The sequence below is a fragment of the Streptomyces albipurpureus genome (genome assembly GCF_023701525.1).
In the GTDB taxonomy this organism is placed as follows: Bacteria; Actinomycetota; Actinomycetes; order Streptomycetales; family Streptomycetaceae; genus Streptomyces; species Streptomyces albipurpureus.
Genome location: NZ_JAMQAW010000025.1, coordinates 213,735 through 231,704, shown reverse-complemented (window position 1 = coordinate 231,704; position 17,970 = coordinate 213,735). Strand labels below are relative to the sequence as shown.

Annotated in this window: 18 protein-coding genes; 13 read left to right on the top strand and 5 right to left on the bottom strand. The window is 68.5% G+C overall.

Going from position 1 to position 17,970, the window contains the following annotated elements; translation table 11 throughout:
- Window positions 1-119: 119 nt before the first annotated feature.
- The 5 genes from NBG84_RS20490 (at window position 120) to NBG84_RS20470 (ending at window position 3,734) form a co-directional block, all read left to right on the top strand.
- Window positions 120-1,355: an FUSC family protein gene (locus tag NBG84_RS20490; RefSeq protein WP_250920981.1), complete on the top strand. Its 1,236-nt coding sequence runs from the start codon at window positions 120-122 to the stop codon at window positions 1,353-1,355.
- A 501-nt stretch (window positions 1,356-1,856) separates the two neighbouring features.
- The gene (locus NBG84_RS20485; protein WP_250920980.1) at window positions 1,857-2,255 is read left to right on the top strand and encodes an STAS domain-containing protein; all 399 of its coding nucleotides are present in this window, start codon (window positions 1,857-1,859) and stop codon (window positions 2,253-2,255) included.
- An 11-nt stretch (window positions 2,256-2,266) separates the two neighbouring features.
- Window positions 2,267-2,725 carry an ATP-binding protein gene (locus tag NBG84_RS20480; RefSeq protein ID WP_250920979.1) on the top strand — a complete coding sequence of 153 codons (459 nt, stop codon included), beginning with the start codon at window positions 2,267-2,269 and terminating at the stop codon, window positions 2,723-2,725.
- A gap of 246 nt (window positions 2,726-2,971) precedes the next feature.
- Window positions 2,972-3,193, top strand: coding sequence for a hypothetical protein (locus NBG84_RS20475; protein WP_250920978.1), 222 nt, complete (start codon window positions 2,972-2,974; stop codon window positions 3,191-3,193).
- A gap of 217 nt (window positions 3,194-3,410) precedes the next feature.
- A complete protein-coding gene (locus NBG84_RS20470; protein WP_250920977.1) occupies window positions 3,411-3,734 on the top strand; it encodes a plasmid stabilization protein in 324 nt (107 codons plus the stop codon).
- Between the two features lie 55 nt (window positions 3,735-3,789).
- On the opposite strand, the gene NBG84_RS20465 is transcribed toward NBG84_RS20470, so the two are convergent.
- Entirely contained in the window at window positions 3,790-4,203 is a 414-nt protein-coding gene (locus NBG84_RS20465; RefSeq protein WP_250920976.1) for an ANTAR domain-containing protein, read from the bottom strand.
- A gap of 237 nt (window positions 4,204-4,440) precedes the next feature.
- A complete protein-coding gene (locus NBG84_RS20460) occupies window positions 4,441-5,244 on the bottom strand; it encodes a VOC family protein (RefSeq protein WP_250920975.1) in 804 nt (267 codons plus the stop codon).
- Window positions 5,245-5,603: 359 nt separating this feature from the next.
- Here NBG84_RS20460 and NBG84_RS20455 point away from each other — a divergent pair, with 359 nt between their 5' ends.
- Window positions 5,604-5,864: a DUF6158 family protein gene (locus NBG84_RS20455; RefSeq protein ID WP_250920974.1), complete on the top strand. Its 261-nt coding sequence runs from the start codon at window positions 5,604-5,606 to the stop codon at window positions 5,862-5,864.
- Between the two features lie 65 nt (window positions 5,865-5,929).
- Here NBG84_RS20455 and NBG84_RS41580 read toward each other — a convergent pair whose 3' ends face one another.
- The gene (locus NBG84_RS41580) at window positions 5,930-6,448 is read right to left on the bottom strand and encodes a DJ-1/PfpI family protein (RefSeq protein WP_425608672.1); all 519 of its coding nucleotides are present in this window, start codon (window positions 6,446-6,448) and stop codon (window positions 5,930-5,932) included.
- 198 nt (window positions 6,449-6,646) lie between these two features.
- Here NBG84_RS41580 and NBG84_RS20450 point away from each other — a divergent pair, with 198 nt between their 5' ends.
- Window positions 6,647-6,871: a DUF6458 family protein gene (locus NBG84_RS20450; RefSeq protein ID WP_250920973.1), complete on the top strand. Its 225-nt coding sequence runs from the start codon at window positions 6,647-6,649 to the stop codon at window positions 6,869-6,871.
- 399 nt (window positions 6,872-7,270) lie between these two features.
- Here the strand turns inward: NBG84_RS20450 and NBG84_RS20445 are convergent, their stop codons facing one another.
- A complete protein-coding gene (locus NBG84_RS20445; RefSeq protein WP_250920972.1) occupies window positions 7,271-7,441 on the bottom strand; it encodes a hydrophobic protein in 171 nt (56 codons plus the stop codon).
- A gap of 265 nt (window positions 7,442-7,706) precedes the next feature.
- Here NBG84_RS20445 and NBG84_RS20440 point away from each other — a divergent pair, with 265 nt between their 5' ends.
- The 4 genes from NBG84_RS20440 (at window position 7,707) to NBG84_RS20425 (ending at window position 14,997) form a co-directional block, all read left to right on the top strand.
- Window positions 7,707-8,498, top strand: a complete 792-nt coding sequence (locus NBG84_RS20440; RefSeq protein WP_250921100.1) for a SigB/SigF/SigG family RNA polymerase sigma factor — start codon at window positions 7,707-7,709, stop codon at window positions 8,496-8,498.
- Between the two features lie 117 nt (window positions 8,499-8,615).
- Window positions 8,616-8,894 carry a hypothetical protein gene (locus NBG84_RS20435; RefSeq protein WP_250920971.1) on the top strand — a complete coding sequence of 93 codons (279 nt, stop codon included), beginning with the start codon at window positions 8,616-8,618 and terminating at the stop codon, window positions 8,892-8,894.
- Between the two features lie 99 nt (window positions 8,895-8,993).
- Entirely contained in the window at window positions 8,994-12,668 is a 3,675-nt protein-coding gene (locus tag NBG84_RS20430; protein WP_250920970.1) for a phosphodiester glycosidase family protein, read from the top strand.
- Window positions 12,669-12,954: 286 nt separating this feature from the next.
- Window positions 12,955-14,997, top strand: coding sequence for a SpoIIE family protein phosphatase (locus tag NBG84_RS20425; RefSeq protein WP_250921099.1), 2,043 nt, complete (start codon window positions 12,955-12,957; stop codon window positions 14,995-14,997).
- 107 nt (window positions 14,998-15,104) lie between these two features.
- Here NBG84_RS20425 and NBG84_RS20420 read toward each other — a convergent pair whose 3' ends face one another.
- Entirely contained in the window at window positions 15,105-16,151 is a 1,047-nt protein-coding gene (locus NBG84_RS20420) for an enoyl-CoA hydratase/isomerase family protein (protein WP_250920969.1), read from the bottom strand.
- Between the two features lie 238 nt (window positions 16,152-16,389).
- Between NBG84_RS20420 and NBG84_RS20415 the strand changes: the two genes are divergently transcribed.
- Complete coding sequence (locus NBG84_RS20415; RefSeq protein ID WP_250920968.1) at window positions 16,390-16,959, top strand: RNA polymerase sigma factor; 570 nt, start codon at window positions 16,390-16,392, stop codon at window positions 16,957-16,959.
- Window positions 16,952-17,947, top strand: coding sequence for a CU044_5270 family protein (locus tag NBG84_RS20410; protein WP_250920967.1), 996 nt, complete (start codon window positions 16,952-16,954; stop codon window positions 17,945-17,947). The genes NBG84_RS20415 and NBG84_RS20410 overlap by 8 nt, the downstream gene beginning before the upstream one ends.
- The last annotated feature ends 23 nt before the right edge of the window (window positions 17,948-17,970 follow it).

Sequence of the window (17,970 nt, the reverse complement as noted above, 5' to 3'; positions counted from 1 at the left end):
AACGGCAGTACTTATGAGCAACATGACAAAAGAGCCCTTGGTGAGGAGGGCGAAAGCGTGCCCGGACGCACCAGCAGAGAACACACCGGCCCCCGCCCGCCCCGCCCACGCGTCCGCCCGTGGCTAAAGCCCGGCCGGCCGAAGGCCGACTGGCGGACCTCATCCGACGGTATCGCAGCGAACCCGCGGTCGCCCAGACGCTGCGCTCCACGGCGGCGGCCACTATCGCCTACGTCGTCGCGCTCTGGCTGAGCAGCGAACCCGCGCCCCTCACCGCGCCGCTCACCGCCCTGCTGGTGGTGCAGGTGACGCTCTACTCCACCATCACCACGGGCATCCGCCGGGTGAACGCCGTGGTGGCAGGCGTGCTGATCGCCAGCGGTTTCAGTCTGCTCGTCGGACTGAGCTGGTGGAGCCTGGGGCTGATCATCCTGGCGTCACTCATCGTCGGGTACATGGTCCGCGTCGTTGAGTTCGTGCCCGAGGTGGCCATCAGCGCCATGCTGGTCCTCGGGGTCACCCGGGTGGCCGACACGGCCTGGGACCGGGTGCTGGAAACCCTCATCGGCGCGGTGGTGGGTCTGCTGTTCAACGTGCTGTTCGTGCCACCGGTCTGGGTCGGGACGGCGGGGGAGTCCATCGCCGATCTGTCCCGCTGGATGCGACAACTACTGCTGCGCATGGGTGAGGAACTGAGCGACCACGTATCGGTGGAGACGGCCGCCGCTCGGTTGCACGAGGCCCGCAGGCTCGACAATGACGTTGCCGAGGTGGACGCGGCACTGAGGCAGGCCGAGGACAGCCTGAGGTTCAACCCTCGGGTCAAGGAGGGGCTTCTCAACCGGGTGGTGCTGCGCACGGGTCTGGACACCCTGGAGATCTGTGCGGTGGTCCTGCGGGTGCTGGCCCGGACGATGACCGACCTGGCTCGCAAGCGGGGTGATGAAGTCCTCTTCTCCCCCGAGGTCGCCCGTTCCCTCCATGAGCTCCTGGCCCATCTCGCCGACGCGCTGGTGAGCTTTGCCGTCCTCGTCACCTCACAGGTCAGCGAGAGCGCACAGGCGGCCGAGGACCGACTCGCCGGGGAGTTGGCCTCCGCCGCCATCAGCCGGGACCGAACGGCCAACCTCCTGCTCGAAGACGTACAGCGGCATCCCAGCCACTGGCAACTGCATGGTGCGCTGCTCACCGAGATCGACCGGATTCTCGATGAACTCGACCCTGAACACCGCTCCCGACGGCTGATGGAGGAGTTGGACCGCAGCGCGCGGGAGCAGCGTGAGAGGTACCCCCGAATGGCTGCTATCCGGCAGTGGGCGCTGACCAAGCGACGGCGACGCCCTCAGGCGCGCTAGCGCCGTCCGTTCGAGGGACCACCCGGTCCCTCGGGTTCGATGGGGCGTCCGCGATTGGCCTGTCGCGGCCGGGACGGAAGGTCGCCGCCGCTCGGGAGGCATCCATGAGCGGTGACGGTAGGGGCCGGGCGCGGAGGTACGGACCGACCCCCACGACCAGAGTGCCGGCGCGGCTCGACCGCCCTCCCTGATGTACGGGGCACCCGCTGACCGGCCCCGAGGGTGGAACGAAAGGGTTCTCGACGGCCTCCCAGGGACCGCCGTCGGCAGTGTCGCGGGCGGGCTTTCGCAGGACGGCGGCAGCCACCACGACATCGACCTGTGGTCGAGGCCGAGACTTCTCATGCCAGCAGGAGTTTCGCTTGGTCTTTTGCGGGCACTGTGGGGACATCCGGAAGCACCCGGACGAAGGAACAGCTGATGGCGGGCGGCCGCCTCTGCCCACCACAGCGAGCGCACCCGCTTCCGGGTCGCCGGACACAGGTCAGGAGGGAGAGACCCATGGTGTCGGGAGTCTCTGGGCAACCCCGGGAAGGGGAAGCGGCGGCCACGGGCCGCTTCGGCATCGAGGTGCGACCCGTCGCCGGCACACTCGTACTGGTGCTGGCGGGGGAACTCGACTACGACACGGCCGAGCCGTTGCGCGATGCGCTCAACGAAGGAGTCAAGGCCCTACCGGGCCGGATCGTCGTGGACTGCGCCGGCCTGGAGTTCTGTGACTCGACCGGACTCAACGTCCTCTTGCGCGCCCGGATCGAAGCAGCTGAGGCGGGCAGCGGACTGGAACTGTCCGCGCTTCAGCCCCAGGTGGCCCGTATGTTCGACATCACCGGCGCAGACACCGTCTTCCAGGTTCACAACAGCCTGGACGCGGCTCTGGCGGATCGGCGGCAGTCATAGCGGAGGAGCTGATGGGCACAGACGTCCGCGGACAGGGGCAGACCCGACGGCTGGCGCTGTTCGGGACCAGAGGAGTGGTGAGCCGCTGCCGGGACTTCACCTCCCGGGCACTGGCCGACTGGGGGTGGACCCCGGCGGTGGGTGAGGCCGCTCAGCGCGCTGACGACGTGCTCCTCATCGTCTCCGAACTCGTCACCAACGCATGTCTGCATGCCGATGGCCCCACCGAGTTGGTGCTGCGCCACACCTCGGGCTGTGTGCGCATCGAGGTGGCGGACCGCAGCCCCAAGCCGCCCAGGCCCCGACCACGGGAGGTTTCCCTGCCCGGTGGCCATGGGCTCATCGTTTTGGAACGGCTCACCCACCGCTGGGGTTCCACCCCCGCTGGGGACGGCAAGGTCGTCTGGGCGGAGATCGCTGCCGCACCCCACATCACGGGCGACCTCAGCGGCCCCCGCGGCACGGGCTGAGGTAGGTCGCCGGATCCCGTGGACTGCCGTCAGAGGCCATCGCCAGGCCCTGCTCGGCGGTGGCCTCCCATGACAGGGCCGCGCTCGCGCGATGCGGGGCGGCCCTCGGCAGGGTGGGTCAGACGGCTCCCAGGGAGCGTCACTGACCGCCCGTACCGCCCCGTTCGCCTCAGCGCGCTGGGAGTCGTACGGTCGGGTCGAGTACGTGCCGTACGGCCCGGGCGCCCCGGGGCCGGGCTTGAGGCAATGACCACCGACACACCCCCGTCAGGGAAGGCGACACTCATGGGCTGGGTGAAGGCGAAGATCAAGCAGGCGATGGGCAGCAAGAAGGAAGCCGACGGCATCGCCCTGCGCAATGAGGAGCTGAAGGAGCGCGGGCGCCGTGAGCGGGAGCAGGCCCGCGCGCAGGCGGCTGCGCTGCGGGAGGCCTCTCGGCATCACCACCACCGCCGGGACGAGCGGTGAAACCGGTGACTCCGCTGCGTCAGCCCGCTCTGTGCCACCGTGCGCGCTTCCGTGCTCTGTGACTCCTGTGTTGACTCCTGCCGATCAGTTTGGTGTGCCGGGTCAGCGGCGCCCAGCGAGGCTGCGGATGGCACTGGTCTGCGGTACACCGGGAAGAGTGCTGAAGAGCGGTGCAGGAAAGCCGCTCACCACAGACGGCCCGTGGGAAGGAAACGCCATGCCTCGCGGTTCGAGCCCCAAGCGGGAGCGCCAGTACGAACACATCAAGGAGAGCGCCGTGGACCGCGGCGAGAGCCCGAGGAAGGCAGCGGAGATCGCCGCCCGCACGGTCAACAAGGAGCGGGCACGAGCCGGTGAATCCCGTACGGCGAGCAAGAGCTCGATCGACGATGTCTCGTCGTCACGGCGCGGTGGGAAACGCTCGCACAGCGGAGCCGAAGGCTCCACCTACGACCAGCTCTACGCGGAGGCCCGGCGCCGGAACATCGACGGCAGGTCAGCCATGAACAAGGCCCAGCTCAAACGGCGACTCGGCAGCTGACGAACGCTCTGGCGGACACGGGCCGGTGTCGGGCGAGGGCCGGCGGGGGCGAGGGTCATCCGCCACGCCCGGCTCTGGCGGTGTACACCGCCCGCAGTGCCGCGCGTACCGGTGACGGAGGCTGCGGGCCGTGGGTGCTCGCGACGATGTGTCGTGCGACGTCGCGGAGTTTGACGTTGCTGCGTTGTGAGACCTGGACCAGCATCTGCCAGGCCTCCTCAGGAGTACACGAGGCCGTGGCCATCATGATGCCCCGGGCCATATCGATGATGGGATGCGAGGCCATCGCTTTCCGTAATCCTGCGATCTCCTCGCGTAGCTGATCCGCGCTGAGTCCGACATCGCGCTCGGTGTCCCGTCCACCAGCGCACTCCGTGACCGCCAGGGGGTTCATGGCATGGGCCGGGGCGGACGCCATGCCTCCCATGCGCTCGCTCCCCTGACGGTGCCGCGCTGCCTCAGGGGCCATCCAGGGCTCCCGAGGTCCTGTCCTGCCTGCTGCCGTTCATCGAGGTCATCCCCCGTTCCCCTGAGCGCAACTGCTTTCGATCGGGAGACTGCGCATCCCTGAACCGCTCCTGCTGTCCCGCACACACACCAAGACACCGCCAGGCGGAACGCCCATGTGCCGAGGGACGTTGACCTGCCGGAATCCGCGCCCCTCGGCGTCTGTGCAAGGCGCCGAGCGAAGCGGTATCACCGCTGGTCAGAGCCGCTCGGTGATGGTGAAGAGGGCGCCGTCCGGGTCGCGGAGCGCGGCTTCGGGCTTTCCCGCCTTGGTGATACGCCGATCGAGTACCTCGCCACCGCGCTCCTCGGCGGCGCGAGTCGTGGCATCCACGTCGTCTACGGGAAAGTGGACGTCCCAACGCGGGCGCACCATGGGATCAGGCGCTGCGCCCTCTGCCCCCGAACTGATCCGGGCCAGCACATGTCCATGGCTGACCAGAACGACTTCGCCGTCCTCGTAGCGCACATCGCAACACCCGGGATGCTCGCTCGCCCAGTCCAGCACCTCCCCGTAGAAGATCGCCGCCTCGAAGGCGCTACGCGTACGCAGCAGCAGCCACGCAGGGGCGTTCTTATGGCCGGACTGCCAGTCGGGAATCCTGGCGCCCTCCCAGATACCGAACACCGCGCCGTCGCGATCCGCTGCGAGCGCTCCCCGCCCGAGGGGGAAGGCGAGCGGTCCCACGGCGACCGTGCCACTGCGTTCGCGGATACGCGAGGCGGACACATCGACATTGGCCACGGCGAAGTAGGGCGTCCAGGAAATGGCCATCTGAAGTCGAGGAGCGAGTGCGCCGATGCCTGCGACGGGAGAACCGTCCTGATAGGCCACACTGAACTCATCGCCGAGCTTGCCCTGATGGAAGGACCAACCCAACACAGCGCCGTAGAACTCCTGCGAAGCCTGGAGATCGCGTGCCATCAGGCTGACCCAGCACGGCGCGCCGATGACCTCCGCGCTCGATGCCATGCCCGGAGCCGGTTCTGCCTTCTCTGCCATCGCGATCGTGTCCTGAGGTCTGGGTCTTGGCACGCCCCCGACATGTGCCGTGGGCCGAGGGACGAGACGCCCGGCCGAGGAAGCGGCCACCCTCATCCTGCCTTCACCCCCGCGAACTCGCGAGTCGCTGCCCACCCGACGGAGTGGTGGCCCTGGCCTCTGCTACCGAAGGGTGCGTGGACGATGACCCGGTGGAGTTGCATAACTTCCTTTCAGAATGCCGGATGGTGCGGCGAACCCTTCGACTACCCGTATCCGAGCGTCTGACACCGAGATTGGTCTCGGGGACTGCATGGTGGTGCGGGACGGAAGGGTTCTGTCCGGGTATGGGCAGAGGTGAGGGAAGGAGTACGGCCGATATGACAGAGGCTGCTAACCACCATCGGGGCATTGAAGCCGCGCGCCTGGGGGACCAGGAACTGATCCGGGAGCTGGAGAACATCCACCGCAGCAGGCACGACACACTGCTGCACGGTTCCTCGGCCGCGCTCTCAGCGCACACCACCCGGATGGCCGAGCTGGAAGAGGAGTATCTACGCCGTCACCCGGACCGTCGTGTCTCGGCGGGGAGGACACGTGAGGGGGCCCGCGCCCGGACGCCGCGCAAGCCGACGTCGTGAACCACCCCGCGGCTCGCCCGGATGGGCGGTGCGCTGGTGTTCGCGCGCCAGAACACCAGCGCCCCTCATCCCGCACTGGTCTGAGGGGCGCTTGGAAGGGCCGCCCACGGGGGCGTTACACCGTCACCAGCCCCCGTGAGCGGCGTTTGAGGGCCCGCAAGGCGTCCGGCTCGGCGTTTGCAGTGTGACTCCACTGCGCCGGTGCGGTAGCGCAGGCGCGCCTTGGCGGGGCCGAGAGTTAGCCGTTTGCTGCCTTGGTGAACTCTGCGGTGAAGGTGCTGGTGAAGGCCTTGAGGCCGGCCGGCCTGCGGCCGTTGGTTCAGATGGTGGCGTTCGCGGTCACACACCGTCACTGGTTTGTCGTGCCAGTCACCGCCGACGTTCGGGATGTTCGTCCGCAGGTTCGGCCATGAGGCCATGCTACGACCACCGGGCGCATCCGCCTCGATCGGCTTCCACGGTGCACGGCACAGGACAGCAACGGGCCCATCCGCCGCGAAGACGTCCTTCACCAACGCGACCACGCGCTCATCCCTGAGTGACTGCTCCGGATCGGTGACCCCGTTGGCCCAGCACTCTTCGATGCCACCCGCAAGGAGTCGTCCTTCCCGTTACGTCCTCGGGAAAGCCGCTGTCGCTCGCACTACCCCTGATCGTCCCCGTCATGCGCCAGCCAGCGCGTAGCGGGCGGTCGACCAGAGAGAGCCAGCGGCACCGGAATGATTGCTCACACCCTGGGTACCCGCGAAGAATCAAACGTCCCGCACAGGAAGGTGAGACCTATGGGCCTGGGAGGGTGCATCATCCTGATCGCCGTCGGGGCGATCCTGACTTTCGCCACCGACTGGGAGATGAAGGGCGCCAACCTCGATGTGATCGGTCTGATTCTGATGGCCGTTGGAATCATCGGGGTTGTGACCTTCACCAGTATCGCCAAGCGTCGCCGAGTCGTGGTGCCGCCTTCGACCCCGATCATTGACGAGGAGCGAGGCCACCGTCCGTACTGATTGATTCCCTTGCGCCGATTCCCTTGAGGATGGGGATGTCTGGCCGCGGCGTTGGGCGAGGGCACCGACAACAGCCCTCCGCCGCACGGAGTCTGACCGTATGCCACCCGGGCATACGGGCGGGCTCCAAAGCCATACGCCCCCGCCTTCAGCGGAGTTGCTGCGGCCTACGAGTTGACTTCAGTGAGATGTCCCCGCCGAGCTGCGGGGATTTTCTCTGCCCTTTCTCTGTCCTTTCCCTGTCAGGTTCTACGTCAGGGGATTCCCCACAGAGGAGGATGGCGGGGCTCCGCTCAATCGGATGGGAGAGCGGATGGGCCGGTCGAAGATGCGGATCGGACATGCGGAGAGGGGGGAGGACAACCTTGAGGTTGTCCTCCCCCCTCTCCGCATCAGGGGCTACCAGCGGTACCAGCGCGACCTCCCGCCCGAGGCGTTGGTGCTCCTCATGGCGAATCCAAGCAACCAGATGACCAGGACGGCCACCGCAATCCACCACAGCGCCTTCACGGCGAATCCCACACCGAACAGAAGCAGTGCGAGCAGTAGTACAAGAAGAATCGGAACCATAGTTTTTTACCTCCGGCAGATCGGGTTCCCACATTCATTCCCGCCATGCCCGCAACCGGGAAGATCTCGACGAGAAACCCTCACGTTTGGCGTAGGGGTTCGGGGGCAGCCGAATTGTGTGCTTCGGACCGGAGGTACGCCCGCGGAGTAATTCAAGATCCCTGACGCAACAGACGTAAAAAGATGTAAACACGTGCAAGTAAACCGATCCAACCTCCGCGGTCGCCATCATCCGTCCGTACCGCCTGAGGGAGTGGCGTACATGATGCGCACACATGCGAACAGCAGTCGCCCACACGACGACACCCCCGACACCGACGCGGCCTTCGCCCGGCTGGTCGATCTACCCGACGGGCCAGAACGGGAAGCCCTGCGGCAGAGTCTGGTGAGCGCCTGGCTGCCGGTGTCTGAGCGGCTCGCCAGCCGCTTCAGGAATCGCGGCGAGACATGGGAGGACCTCTGCCAGGTCGCGGCGCTCGGTCTGGTCAAGGCGGTTGACCGCTATGACCCCAGGCGCGAATGCGCCTTCATCAGCTTCGCCGTGCCCACCATCACCGGCGAGGTGAAGCGCCACTTCCGGGACCATATGTGGAGCCTCCATGTGCCTCGCCGGGTCCAAGACCAGCGCAATCGTGTTCGCGCCGCCCAGCGTGAGCTGCTGCAGGTCTTCCCCGGGCGCGCCCCCACCGAAGCGCAGATCGGCGAGCGTGCCGGGTTGACCGTGGCGGAGGTCCGAGCCGGCCTGGAGGCCATCGGCTGCTTCAACGCGCTTTCCCTGGATGCGCAACCGCAGGGCGGTGACCACGGCTTCACCCTGGCGGACGCCATGGGCGGGCCGGATCCCGCGCTCGATGCGGTCATCGACCGGGAGGCGGTCAAGCCACGGCTGCGGCAACTGCCCGAGCGGGAACGGAGGATCCTCTACATGAGGTTCTTCCGCGATATGACTCAGAGCCGCATCGCTGAGGACCTGGGAATCTCACAGATGCATGTATCCCGGCTGATCACCAATTCATGCGATCGGCTGCGGCGCGAAATAATGCAGGATGCCGTCTGAGGGCCGTCCTGCAATCCTGGGCGGAGCAGCTCTCGGCCGGCAAAACCCCCGCCAGGTTTCCACTTCCGGTAGAGGTCGTGCGAGGCCCACCCTGAAAGCTCGTCTCATGAGCATCCCATGAGGGTGCTCATTTCCCTCGCCGCACGGCGAGTAGGGGCCCGCTGCGTCGATCCGGCACTGCCGGCCGGTGAATTCCTCGATGTGCTCGCGCAGGCCCGGATCGACGGCCCCTTTCATCGGATGATCGCGGACATGGCGACCGAACCGGTGGGCCATGTACGCCCATCGAGCGCGCTGCCTCGGAACAGTAGCGCGGCGACGGCGTCAGGGGACTACGGGATATACCTCGGGCCGGCATCGCTTCCCTGGCGCGGCCGTTTACGTCCTTTCGCCTGATCTTTCGCTGAGTCGCTGGTGCGGCCGGGAGCGCTCCCGTGATGCTGACTCCCGGACTGGGCCCGCAGATACGCGACCGGCCGTGATCCAGGAGGCGTTATGGACCCAGGCAGCACAGCACGACGGGCCGTCGTGCTGATCGCGGCCTTCGCCGCACTGGGGGCGACGGCCATGTCCCCGGCCACCGCTGACTCCAGCCCCGACCCTCATCCGCAACGACCCACCGAGGTGCTGCGGCCCATCGCGCCGCCGCCCGCCGGTTCATCCGCGGATTCCACCGAATCCAACCGCGCGACGGCCGATCCCGACGGTATCGAAATCGCCCGCACATCCCGCCCCGTTGCTCCCGGCCTGCGGCTCACTTCCTACGACCGGCTTGAGCCCGGTCGATGGCTGCGCGTCGACACCCTCACTGTCGACCTCCACCGCGGCGATGTGACGGCGGACTATCTCTCGTCAGCCAGAGTCACCGACCGGGACACCCTCTCGCGGCTCGCCGCACACCATGATCCAGGCGTGGGCCGTCGTACTGCCGCCGCCGTCAACGCGGACTTCTTCGACATCAACCAGACCGGAGCACCGCAGGGGCCGGGCATCCGCGACGGGCGGATCACCCACTCGCCCGTCCTCGGCACCCACCGAGCCGTTGGTATCGGGCCCGGGGGCGTTGGACGCGTCCTTCAACTCTATTTCGACGGCACGCTCACCCTGCCGACAGGCAACCACCCCCTCACCGCGTACAACGCCGCCGATGTCCCCGCCCAGGGCATCGGTGCCTACACCGCGTCCTGGGGAGACGCCGACCGCGCCCTCACCGTGGAGCGGGCGACCGCGGTCGCCGAGGTGGTCGTACGGGACGGGAAGGTGATCTCCATCGCCGCCCGACCGGGCCAAGGCCCCATCGCGTCGGGCTCCACCGTCCTCGTCGGCCGGGAAGTGGGCGCGCGGACACTGGCCGCCTTACGCCCGGGAGACCCCGTGTCCTGGACCTACCGTCCGCGTACCGACGGCGGACCGGTGCCGCGTACCGCGGTCGGCGGCCGGGAACTCCTCGTCGTTGACGGCGTACCGCAGAACCACGAGGGACGGCCCAACAACACGGCGGCACCACGCACCGCGGTCGGCTTCTCCCACGACGGCCGCACCATGCAGATCATCACCATCGACGGACGGCAGGCCGACAGCGCCGGTGTCACCCTCACCGAACTCGGCCGTATGCTCCAGCGGGCCGGTGCCCACAACGCACTCAACCTCGATGGCGGCGGCTCCTCCACCCTCCTCGCCCGCCCGGTCGGCGGCGACGAACTGAGAGTGGAGAACAGCCCGTCCGACGGGAGCGAGCGCACGGTTCCCAACGGACTCGCCCTGACCGCACCGGACGGCAGCGGAACCCTACGGGGCTACCGGCTCTCCCCCCGGATGGCCGCCGCCCAGGCACCCACCGCCGACCCGGTCGCCGGCGGCCACCCCGACCGTGTCTTCCCCGGTCTCAGCCGCCGACTCGACGCGGCCGGACACGACGAGACCTTTGGCCCGGCCGCCGGCACACCGCGGTGGCGCTCCCTCCATCCGGCGATCGGCCAGGTCGATGCCGACGGTGTCTTCCGGGCCCACCACAGCGGCCGGGTTCGGGTACGGGCCGAACGGGCCGGTGCCCAGGGCAGCGTCGATCTGACCGTCCTTGGCGCGCTCGCCCGGATCGAGCCCACCACCCGGCGGGTCTCGCTGGCGGACCCGGCGGCCTTCGGCGGCTTCGGCATCATCGGCTTCGATGCCCAGGGCAACAGCGCACCGGTGGAACCAGCCGATGTCGCGCTCCACTACGACCGTGGCCTCTTCGACGTCCGCGCCGGTGACAACGGCCGCTTCGTCGTAACCTCCCGTACCGGCGGCGGAGCCGGGCGGATCACCGCCACGGTCGACGGCGTCACCACTGTCCTCGCCGTCGGCGTGGGTCACACCGCGCAATCCGTCGCCGAGTTCGATGACGCCGGGACATGGACCTTCAGCCAGGCGCGCGCCCGCGGCGCGGTAGCTCCCACCCCCGACGGCCGCGACGGCACCGGCCTCCAACTGACCTATGACTTCACCGGGTCCACCGCGACCCGCGCCGCCTACGCCAACCCGCCGCGCCCAATCGAGGTACCCGGCCAGCCGCAGTCCTTCACCCTCTGGATCAAGGGTGATGCACAAGGCGCCTGGCCGACCCTCCACCTCAAGGACGCCACCGGCTCGGATCAGTTGCTGCGTGGTCCCCACATCACCTGGACCGGCTGGCGGCAGGTGTCCTTCCCCGTACCCCAGCAGGCCGCCACCCCCCTGTCGGTGCATCGCTTCTACCTCGCCGAGACCGCGGCCGCCAGGCAGTACCGGGGCCAGTTGGCGATCGATGGGCTCACCGCCCAGGTGCCGCCCGCCGTCGAGCTGCCCGCGCGGCCGCGCGTCACGGATCCGCTGATCGACACCGCGGCCGGGACCCAAGGCAGGGACTGGCGATTCGCGGTGATGTCCGATGCCCAGTTCGTCGCCCGTGACCCCGCGAGTCCCATCGTCTCGCAGGCACGTCGTACCCTGCGGGAGATCAAGTCAGCGCATCCCGACTTCCTGATCATCAACGGGGACCTCGTCGACGAGGGCTCCCCCCAGGACCTCGCCTTCGCCCGAAAGATCCTGACCGAGGAACTCGGCGCGGACGTCCCCTGGCACTATGTGCCCGGCAACCATGAGGTGATGGGCGGACGGATCGACGACTTCATCGCCGAGTTCGGCCCCGCCCATCGCTCGTTCGACCATCGCGGAACCCGGTTCCTGACCCTGGACACCTCCAGCCTCAGCCTGCGCGGTGGCGGATTCTCCCAGATCAGGGAGGTGCACCAACAGTTGGCGGCGGCGGCGAAGGACCCGGGTGTCGGCGCCGTGGTGGTCGTCCAACACGTCCCACCCCGCGATCCGACCCCGCAGCGGGCCAGCCAGCTCGGTGACCGGAAGGAAGCCGCGCTGATCGAGGACTGGTTGGCTGACTTCCGCCGTAGGACCGGCAAGGGCGCGGCACTCATCGGGAGCCATGTCGGGGTCTTCCACGCGGAACGGGTGAACGGGGTGCCCTACCTGATCAACGGGAACTCCGGGAAGACACCTGCCGGCCCGGTGGATGAGGGCGGTTTCACGGGGTGGTCGCTCGTCGGCGTCGACCGGGTGAGCCAGAGGGAACGGCTCACCGCTCGGCGGCGGCCCTGGACGAGTGGCCCCGACTGGCTCTCCGTCCAGATCCGGGCCCACGTCGACTCACTGACCATCGACGCACCGGCCGCCCTACCGCCCGGTGCGAGCGGCGAAGCGCGCGCCACAGCGGCGCAGGGCACGCGGAGGACTCCCGTTGCCTATCCGATGAGCGCGGACTGGACCGGCTCGCCCGGCCTGCACATCGGGAAGGCCGGCGACGCCCGCCCCCGCCACCTGGCGACCTTCGACCCGACCACGGGCCGACTCACGGCGCTGCGCCCGGGGAATGTGGACCTCGCGGTGACGGTGAACGGCGTCACGGCACATGCCGAGGTCCGGGTGGCCGCGCAGAGTGCGGGCAGCGGGCGGGCCGCCCCCGGCGCGCCGATGGAGACGGAGAGCGTCGTCGCACAACGACCAGCGCCCGCGGGTCCCCCTGGCCTCACGCACCCGCCGGGGGAGCCGACACACTGGGTAGCGTGCCGGAGCCCTCGCACGAGCAGGGGCGGGCTTCCCCGAAAACCGCTGGTCCCCGCCATCGCGTCCAGCTGAAATCCGCTGGCCCGCCGCCCTGCCCGTCAGCCCGTCCGCCCCCGATCGGCCCAGCGGAAGACGACCGGTGCGGCCTGGAAAGGGCGTCCGGCAGCCGCGTCGCGTTCCGTATCCCCGAGCCGTCCCGTATCCCCACCGTGCGAGAACCCACCACAACGGGCAGCCTTGGTGATGAGCGCTGCGGAGGAGGTGGTTCCCCTTGACCGGGCCGAGTGCCTCTGAGGCGGCACCTTCCGGCCGCGGCGACGAGGGTTCCCCGCTGCTGCTCTCGCTCGCCCTCGCCGAGATGCTGGACGATGTCCAGGCCCAGTCCGGGGGGCTCTATCTGCTCTCCGAGAGCCCGGGGGGACAGATCCTCCAGATGGCCGCCAAAGCGGGCCTGCCACGGGACTTCTCCGCACCCTGGGAACGGCTCTCGCTCTCCTCGCCCATCCCCGTAGCGGTCGCCATACGCGAGCGGCGACTCGTCTGGGTCTCCGGCGAGGAGGAGATGGCCCAGCGCTTCCCCAGGATCGCCATCGTGCTGCCCTACCCGTACTGCCTGGCCGCGCTCCCCATCGCCACCGCGGACACCACATACGGCGCCGTCTACGTCACCTGGCCCAGCACCCACCCCCGACAGCTCTCGGGCGCCGAGCGTGAGCGGCTGACCGCCGCCTGCGACCGGCTGGCGATCAACCTTCGGCGCACCGCCGAGAAGGGGCGAACCATCCTCCCGGAATTCCCTCCCGACGTCCGCGACGACACAGCCGTCGCCCCGACGGACGAGGCGGTCCGCACCCTGGCCAGACTCCCCGACGGCATCTGCTCACTCGACGTCGACGGCCGACTCACCTACGCCAACCCCGCCGCCGCCGAACTCCTCGGCGTACCCCCTTCGGGACTGCTGGGGAAGCTGCTCTGGACAGCACTGCCCTGGCTCGACGACCCGCTGTTCGAGGACCGCTACCGCGCGGCCATGATGAGCCAGCACGAAACCTCCTTCACCGCGCTCCGACCGCCCCGCAGCTGGCTTGCCTTCCGCCTGCACCCCGGCCGCGGCGGAATCACCGTACGGATCACCCCGGCGCGTGAAGCGGTGCGCACCCCATCGGCCGAGGCCTCGCCGCATCAATCCACCCGGCTGGTCACGATCTCCCACATCCTGAGCCTTGCCAGTGCCCTGACCGAGGCGGTCGGTGTCTCGGAAGTGATCGAACTGGTCGCCGACGAGATCATGCCCGCGCTCGGCTGCAGCGCCCTGGCCATGCTGGCAGCCGAGAACGGACGTCTGCGCGTCCTGGGCCAGCGTGGCTACCAGGACCGCTACATAGTGGAACGGTTCAATGGCACCCCGCTCACCGCGCGGATTCCCGGCACCCAGACGCTCGCCACCGGTGTGCCGTCGTTCTTCGCCTCCCGGATGGAACTGGAACACGCCTACCCCGTCCGCCACGCGACCCCCGACGGCATGGCCGCCTGGGCCTACCTGCCGCTCGTTGCCTCCGGGCGTCCCGTCGGCACCTGCGTACTCGGCTATGCGCAGGAGCACCCCTTCTCCCCGCACGAACGGGCGGTCCTCACCAGCCTCGGCGGATTGATCGCCCAAGCACTGGAACGCGCCCTGCTGTACGACGCCAAGCACCGTCTCGCCCACGGTCTCCAGGCGGCGCTGCTCCCACGTTCCCTGCCCACCCTCGGCGGCTTGGAGGCGGCCTCCCGCTATCTGCCGATCACCCAGGGCATGGACATCGGTGGCGACTTCTTCGACCTGGTCCCCATCGGGGACATGGCGGCCGCCGTCATCGGTGACGTCCAAGGCCATGACGTCACCGCGGCCGGACTGATGGGCCAGGTACGCACGGCCGTACGGGCGTACACCGCGGTCGGCCAGCCACCGGGGCAGGTTCTGGGGTCCACCAACCGGCTGCTGATCGATCTGGAAGGCGATCTGCTCGCCAGTTGCATCTACCTCCATCTGGACCTCGCGTCACACCGTGCCTTCATCGCCCGCGCCGGCCACCCGCCACCGCTGCTACGCGAACCGGACGGCCGGGTAAGCGTTCTGGAACTGGCGGGAGGTCCGCTTCTCGGGGTCGACCCCACGGGCGGCTACCCCGTCACCACGGTGCCGCTGCCTCCCGGATCAGTGCTGGCGCTCTACACCGACGGTCTGATCGAACTCCCCGGGATCGATGTCGACGATGCCATCGCGGCGCTGGCCGAGCGACTCAGCCAAGGAGGCGGGGACTCACTCGAAGCCCTGGCCGACGACCTGACCGGCCCGGTGGGCAGTGCCGGCGAACGAGCCGATGACACGGCGCTGCTGCTCCTGCGCCCGCTGTACTAGGGGAGCGTCACCATGGCCATTCGACGGCCGGAGCCTGGGCCTTGAGCCGGTCCGGCGGGTGGTGAACCTCTGTGAACAGGGCGGCGAAGGTGTGCGGGCGATTCGTCCTAGACGTGGGACAAGCCCAGTTCACGACTGCCCAGCGAGGTGAAGAAGCGCTGGACATCCGCTTGCGTCACCTCGGCGAGAGTCGCTGGTGACCAGCGTGGCCTCCGGTCCTTGTCAATGACCTGAGCCCGTACGCCCTCGATCAGGTCGGGCGATGCGAACGCGGCACAGGACACCCGGAACTCCTGGTCCAACACCGGCTCCAGCGCCCCGAGGGCGCGTGCTCGACGCAGGGCGGCGAGGGTGACCTTCAACGAGGTGGGCGACCGGGTGAGCAGCGTTCGGGCGGCGTCCTCAGCGGCCGGGTGGCCATGGCCGTGGGGTCGATCCACGATCGACTCCACCGAGTCATCCGCGTAACAGGCGTCGATCCACTCGCGATGCCCGGCCAACTCACCCTCGGGTGCGCGCCCCGCATACCGGACGACCAGAGCGGAGACATCCGTATGCGCGAGTGCGGCGCTGAACGAAGCAAGCCGCTCAGACGGTACGAAATGGTCAGCGAGCCCACACAGCAGGGCGTCGGCCGCTCCGATCGGAAGGCCGGTGAGCCCCAGATGGGTGCCCAGTTCGCCCGGTGCCCGCGCCAGCAGATGCGTACCGCCCACGTCCGGCACAAAGCCGATCCCGGTCTCTGGCATGGCCACGGTCGACCGTTCGGTGACTATCCGCACCTGACCATGCGCCGAAACCCCGACCCCACCGCCCATCACAATGCCGTCCATCAGCGCCACATAGGGCTTGGGAAACCGGGCGATACGGGCATTGAGCCGGTACTCATCCCGCCAGAACTCCCATGACGCACGGCCGCCGGCGACAGCATCGGCATGGATCGCCCGGATGTCACCTCCCGCGCACAGCCCCCGCTCCCCGGCGCCCGCGATCACCACAGTGGCGATGGAGTCATCCTTCTCCCACGCGTCCAGGGCCGCACCGATGGCCAGAACCATGGGATGGGTGAGCGCGTTGAGCGCCCGGGGGCGGTTGAGGGTGATGTACGCCGCGCGGCCCTCGGTACGCAGCAGCACTGAATCGTCGCGGACCATCGGCTCTTCCTTCCGGTACGGATCTTCCCTGACCCCATCCTCGCTCACCCGATCAAGCCCCTGGGACTTCGGACCCTTGGCGCGTCCCCTCATCCCCGGATCGCACGAGTCCGCTGGGCCACATCCGTCCTGCCATGGATCGGCACTCTGGAGGGGGCCCGCTGGGGGTTCGGCCGTTTTCTCCGTCCGATCCTGTAAGAACTGCGGCCACCGGGACATCTACTGAGGCGGAGGGGATGTGAACGAGAACATCGCTGAAGAGGATTTCACGGCGCTGTACCGCCGCCACCACGGCGACATCAGCGCGTATGTCAGGCGGCGCATCGATACGGATCAGGTGGCCGAAGTGGTGGCGGAGGTCTTCACCATCGCGTGGCGCAGATGGGACGAGTTGCCGGCCGCACGGCCGCTTCCCTGGCTGTACGGGGTCGCACGTCGGACGCTGGCCAATGCCTATCGCGCAGAACGCAGACGACTGAGCCTCACGACGCTGCTGGAGAACGGGCCCGACCACAGCGCGGGTGACCACTCGGACGCTGTGATCGAACGATTACAGCTGGCCGACGCTTTCGAGAGACTGAGCGACAAGGACCAGGAGGCTCTGAGGCTGATGGTCTGGGAGGAGATGGCCCCGTCGGACGCGGCGAAGGTCATCGGCTGCAGCGTGGCGACCTATCAAGTGCGGCTGCACCGGGCGCGCAAGAGGCTTCGCTCCCATCTGGCCGCGGCCTCGTCGCGGGATTCGGTCGATAGCGGTGCAACCGTGTGGCAGTCGCGCAAGAGTCAATGGGGTGGTGCAGATGCGTGAAGTTGAGGATCGACTGCGATCGCTGGACCCCGCTCGGGGGCATGTTGACGAGCCTGACGAGACATTCCTGGAGGGCCTGCTCCAGCAGCAGCGTCTTGATACGGCTCAGGTTCGACGGCTGAAGGGGCAAAAGCGCACATGGCTGCTGGGCGGCGCGTTCCTTGCCGCCGCTTCCGTGCTCGCGGTCGTCGCCGTCGATCTCCAGGGAACCTCGGCCCAACCCGTCTATGCCGTGACGCCGATGAAGCTCGCGTACAGCGGCGTCAACCGGCCGGCCGCGGAGGTCCTGGAGGAGATCGCGGCCCGCACCGAGAAGCTGCCCACCGGGAGCGGCGGAGAAGGTACGGAGCGTTTTGTGCAGGAGAGTTGGTCGCTGTCCACACGCATCGACGGTGTGCAGGTGACCTCTGCCGTGATCCCTGAGCGCCGGACTACCTGGAAGAAGCCTGATGGTTCCCTGAAGTGGGTGGTGGAGTCCGTCAAGCCCAGGTTCCAGAACGCGAAGCAGCGTGAGACCTGGGAGGAAGCGGGAGCGGTGGGCAACACCACGCAGCGTTACGAGGGTTCGTCGGGTCCGGCGGCCGCGACGGACGCGCGCGGTCAGGAGCCGCCGACTGATCCGGCCGGTATGCGCCGGTGGCTCGCGCTCGGGTACGAGTCTGCAGGCCCAGGTGAGACCTTTGACTCCGTGTCGGAGAGATTCCTGACCACACGCTTCTCAGCCGCCCAGCGGGCAGCGCTGCTCCGCTCCCTCATAGGTGTTCAGAAGATCGAGTACCGGGGACAGGTGACCGATCGCGCCGGCAGGCCGGGGGAGGCGTTCTCAGTGGACTCCGGCTACGGGGGCCTACCGACGAAACACACGCTCGCCTTCGATTCGCGTACCGGGGATCTCCGGTACTACGAGGAGGAGCTCACCGGGAATGCGGGAAAGCTCAATGTGAAGACACCCGCCATCATCATGTATGTGACCTACCAGGCGGAATAGAAGGTGGTGCGGGGCACGGCCAG

What these genes read in the sequence shown, in the direction of transcription:
- NBG84_RS20485 (WP_250920980.1), top strand. Translation starts at nt 1,857, where the DNA reads ATGGTGTCGGGAGTCTCTGGGCAACCCCGGGAAGGGGAAGCGGCGGCC.
- NBG84_RS20480 (WP_250920979.1), top strand. Translation starts at nt 2,267, where the DNA reads ATGGGCACAGACGTCCGCGGACAGGGGCAGACCCGACGGCTGGCGCTG.
- NBG84_RS20475 (WP_250920978.1), top strand. Translation starts at nt 2,972, where the DNA reads ATGACCACCGACACACCCCCGTCAGGGAAGGCGACACTCATGGGCTGG.
- NBG84_RS20470 (WP_250920977.1), top strand. Translation starts at nt 3,411, where the DNA reads ATGCCTCGCGGTTCGAGCCCCAAGCGGGAGCGCCAGTACGAACACATC.
- NBG84_RS20465 (WP_250920976.1), bottom strand. Translation starts at nt 4,203, where the DNA reads ATGGCCCCTGAGGCAGCGCGGCACCGTCAGGGGAGCGAGCGCATGGGA.
- NBG84_RS20460 (WP_250920975.1), bottom strand. Translation starts at nt 5,244, where the DNA reads ATGGCAGAGAAGGCAGAACCGGCTCCGGGCATGGCATCGAGCGCGGAG.
- NBG84_RS20455 (WP_250920974.1), top strand. Translation starts at nt 5,604, where the DNA reads ATGACAGAGGCTGCTAACCACCATCGGGGCATTGAAGCCGCGCGCCTG.
- NBG84_RS20450 (WP_250920973.1), top strand. Translation starts at nt 6,647, where the DNA reads ATGGGCCTGGGAGGGTGCATCATCCTGATCGCCGTCGGGGCGATCCTG.
- NBG84_RS20445 (WP_250920972.1), bottom strand. Translation starts at nt 7,441, where the DNA reads ATGGTTCCGATTCTTCTTGTACTACTGCTCGCACTGCTTCTGTTCGGT.
- NBG84_RS20440 (WP_250921100.1), top strand. Translation starts at nt 7,707, where the DNA reads ATGCGCACACATGCGAACAGCAGTCGCCCACACGACGACACCCCCGAC.
- NBG84_RS20435 (WP_250920971.1), top strand. Translation starts at nt 8,616, where the DNA reads ATGAGGGTGCTCATTTCCCTCGCCGCACGGCGAGTAGGGGCCCGCTGC.
- NBG84_RS20430 (WP_250920970.1), top strand. Translation starts at nt 8,994, where the DNA reads ATGGACCCAGGCAGCACAGCACGACGGGCCGTCGTGCTGATCGCGGCC.
- NBG84_RS20425 (WP_250921099.1), top strand. Translation starts at nt 12,955, where the DNA reads ATGCTGGACGATGTCCAGGCCCAGTCCGGGGGGCTCTATCTGCTCTCC.
- NBG84_RS20420 (WP_250920969.1), bottom strand. Translation starts at nt 16,151, where the DNA reads ATGGTCCGCGACGATTCAGTGCTGCTGCGTACCGAGGGCCGCGCGGCG.
- NBG84_RS20410 (WP_250920967.1), top strand. Translation starts at nt 16,952, where the DNA reads ATGCGTGAAGTTGAGGATCGACTGCGATCGCTGGACCCCGCTCGGGGG.